The 3,352-nt window shown below is 73.0% G+C and carries 3 protein-coding genes; 2 read left to right on the top strand and 1 reads right to left on the bottom strand.

Translation table 11 applies throughout. The features are described from left to right. Positions 1-2,187 (top strand): hypothetical protein (locus AB0M20_RS33655; protein ID WP_364304372.1); only part of this gene is annotated, 2,187 nt, incomplete at its 5' end. Here AB0M20_RS33655 and AB0M20_RS33660 read toward each other — a convergent pair. Beyond that, positions 2,174-2,938: a transglutaminase family protein gene (locus AB0M20_RS33660; protein WP_364304373.1), complete on the bottom strand. Its 765-nt coding sequence runs from the start codon at positions 2,936-2,938 to the stop codon at positions 2,174-2,176. The two genes, AB0M20_RS33655 and AB0M20_RS33660, sit on opposite strands and share 14 nt — an antisense overlap. A gap of 73 nt (positions 2,939-3,011) precedes the next feature. Here AB0M20_RS33660 and AB0M20_RS33665 point away from each other — a divergent pair, with 73 nt between their 5' ends. Further along, positions 3,012-3,236, top strand: coding sequence for a hypothetical protein (locus tag AB0M20_RS33665; RefSeq protein WP_364304374.1), 225 nt, complete (start codon positions 3,012-3,014; stop codon positions 3,234-3,236). The last annotated feature ends 116 nt before the right edge of the window (positions 3,237-3,352 follow it).

Consider the following 3,352-nt stretch of genomic DNA (forward strand, 5'->3'; position numbering starts at 1 on the left):
CACGTGGGGGTGGGGGCGCGCGCCGCCCGGGTCGGGGCGGCGCGCGCCGAGCGGCTGCGACGCAGCCAGGACAACGGGGGATTCGGCGATCTGGCCGCGCGGTACAGCCGGCTCGACGAGGACGAGGTGCTGGTCATCGCGCACCGGCAGCTGGGATCGGACCCCCGGCCGGGGCAGCTGGCCCGGTGGATCCCGCCGGCCGGCAGCTGGGACCGGCGCCTCATCCGGCTCTTCGAGGACGCTCTCGCCGCCACCGTGCTCGGCCGGGTCGCCGAGGACGCGATCGACCTCGGTCTCGCCGCCGCGGTCGAACGCCACTTCGCCGCCCTCGCCGCCGCCGGTGGGATGCCGACGAAGAAGGCCACCAAGCTCGCCACCCACCGGGTCGACGGGCTGATCGACCTGCCGGCCCGCCCCGCGGTCTGGCTGCGGGACATGGTCCGCGAGATCCGCCTCGCCCCCGGCCTCACTCCGGGGGTGCTGGAGCAGGTCGCGGGACGCGTGGCCCGCGCCCGCGACTGGGGCACGATCCTGCTGGGGCAGATCGAGGGGGTCTTCTACGAGATCCGGGACGAGCGCGTCCGCCACACGGTGATCGAGTGGGGCGACCGCACGATGACCGAGTGGCGGGCGGTGGCCGGGTACTTCTCGCCGGAGCGCTTGACCTCGTGGCACCACCGGCGGCCCGAGTGGCCCGGCGAGGCGCCGGCACCGCGCCCATCGCTGACCGATCGCCTGCAGGAGGCGGGGGTGCCCGCCGAGCAGGAGCGGGTCGACGACTTCTTCTGGTTCGGGGAGCTCGCCGATCAGGTGGCCCGCCTGCACGGCCTGGCCGCCGCCGAGATCACCTTCGAGGGCGTGGTGCCCGATGTCATCACCGAACGCGTCGAGGATCCCGACCCGTTCCGGCCGCCGGCCGGCCCGGTGACCGCCGCCGTCACGGCCGCCGCGCAGTTGGCGGAGCTCGGCGGCGCCGTACCCGAGAAGCCACGCACCTGGGCCGAGCTCACCGCCGGTCTGTTCGGCACCGCATCCATCGTGGAGGCCCTCACCGGCGCCTTCACCATCCCACCCGAGCTCGCCGCCGTGGACGGCACGATGGTGCCGGGCACCGGCTTGCGGGTCGAGATCGCCCGCACCGGCCGCCGCCTCGCCGAGTGGGGCGCGTACATGGGCAACTGCATCGGCGGCGGCTACTACGCCGACGAGGCCGTGGCCGGGAGCAGCATGTTGCTCGCCCTGCGCGGCCCGGACGGCCGGATCGAGCTGAACGTCGAGCTGCTGCGCCGTCCCGCCAGCTGGTGGATCAACGAGATCCGCGCACGCTACAACAAGCCGCCGGACGAGCAGCTGTACCGCCTCGTCAAGGCGTGGGTGGGCACGATCAAGCCGCCGCCCGTGGTCGTCGACGACGAGCATCCACATCGGACGGGATCACCGCGGAGGGGTCGCCGCCGCACGCCGGCCGCGCGGACTCTGCGCGAGGCGCGCCCGGAGCTGCGCGCCAGGCTGGCGGGACTGCGGACCGATCCCTGGGTACGCGTTGCCGCGCTGCTGCCCGGCCGCGACGCCGGGATGACCGGCCGGGAGGCGGTGATCGCGCTGCGCCGGGTCACCGTCGGCACCATCACCGACCTCTGCCGCCGAGCCCTGCGAAGCCCGGCCGGCCCCGATCTGCGCGAGCTCTGGGACACCTCCGGCGACCGGCCCGTGCGCGATGCGCTCGCCGGCCTGCCGGACCGCCTCGCGCCGCTCGCCGAGGAGGCTCCGCTGCCCGGCCACCTGCGCCCGCTGGCCCGGGTCCCCGAGGTGACCGCTGCCCGCGCCGCCGACCTCGCCGGCCTGCGCGTCCGGGTCGCCCTGGGCCGGCTGATCCGCGACGCCGACCCGGACCTGGCGCACCACCTCGCCACCCGCCCGGCCCAGCCGATGCTGTGCGCGATGGCGCTGGCCGCCACGGCCATGCCTGGCGACCGCGTGGTCGTGGTGGCGCCGGGCACCACCGAGGTCCCCGGCTTCCCCACGACCGATCTCGCCGACGAACCGTGGCGCGCCGCCCGCGCGGCCGCCGCCGAGCTCGGTGGCGCCCCCGCCGAGGCCGACGGCCTGCGCATCCCGGCCGCGTGGATGCCCCGCGGCTGGCCGGCCCTGTGGGCGGCCGCCCAGCGAGGGATCAGGACAGGCTGACCAGCGCCTCGTGATCGTCCAGCGGCAGGTCCGTAGCGGCCACCGCGGTGATCCGCATCTCCGGCATGGTGAGCATCCCCGAGATCGTGGTCGCCAGCGCCGTGTCCGCGGCGTCGCGGCCGGTCGCGATGCGGATCAGGGTCTGCCGCGGCGCCAGGCGGGTCGCGTCCCACACCCGCCACACGCCGTCGAGGGCGGTCTCCACGACGAGGTGGAAGTCCATCGGGGACAGCCCGGGCGCGTAGACCGCGGTCACCCGCGCCGGGATGTTCAGCGCCCGGCACAGGGTCGCGGTCAGGTGCGCGAAGTCGCGGCACACCCCGGCGCCGGAGAGCAGCGTGTCGGCCGCGTCGGTGGTCGGCTCGCTGGCGCCCGCCTCGTACGCCAGATGGTCGTGCACCCACCGGGCGACCGCACGGACCGTGGCCGTCGCGTCCGGCGTACCCCCGAACTGCCTCGCCGCGAAGCCGGCGAGCCGGTCCGACGGGCAGTAGCGACTCGGCCGCAGCGCATCGACCCGGTCCAGCAGGGTGACCGGCGGTGGCGGCGGGAGGGCGGCGACCGTGGCGGCGTAGGACAGGGTGATCCGGCCCGGCGGCAACGCGAGGTGATGCTGGCGGCCGGGCAGCTCGGTGAACGCGTAGGAGACGTCCTCGGTGGCCGGGACGGCGGCGGCGATCCGCAGCACGACCTCCGCCGGCTCGGTCACGTCGAAGGTGAGCATGCTGCCGACCTGCGCCAAGTCCGTCACGCCGAACACGCTATCGGCGAGGGGGGCGCGCGGGAACGTCGGACAGGTTACGGTCTCGATCGTGGGTCGCACTGTGAAGCTGCTTCTGCTCGACACCCTCGGGGTGCCGCTCGGCGCGCTGCCGCCGTTCGACGTCGAGGTCCCCTGGTGGCCCGAGGTCGAGGAGGTGGTGTCCGGGGCGCGCAGCCGCTACGGCGTCGACCTCCAGGTGCTGCGGCTGCTCACTGCCGACGGCGACCCCATCCAAAAGTATAAAACCTTTAAGAACTTTCTTTTTTCTTGTAAAAAAAGAAACTAGATAAATCTCTCATATCTTTTATTCAATAATCGCATCAGATTGCAGTATAAATTTAACGATCACTCATCATGTTCATATTTATCAGAGCTCGTGCTATAATTATACTAATTTTATAA

This window comes from Actinoplanes sp. NPDC051633 (assembly GCF_040681735.1).
In the GTDB taxonomy this organism is placed as follows: Bacteria; Actinomycetota; Actinomycetes; order Mycobacteriales; family Micromonosporaceae; genus Actinoplanes.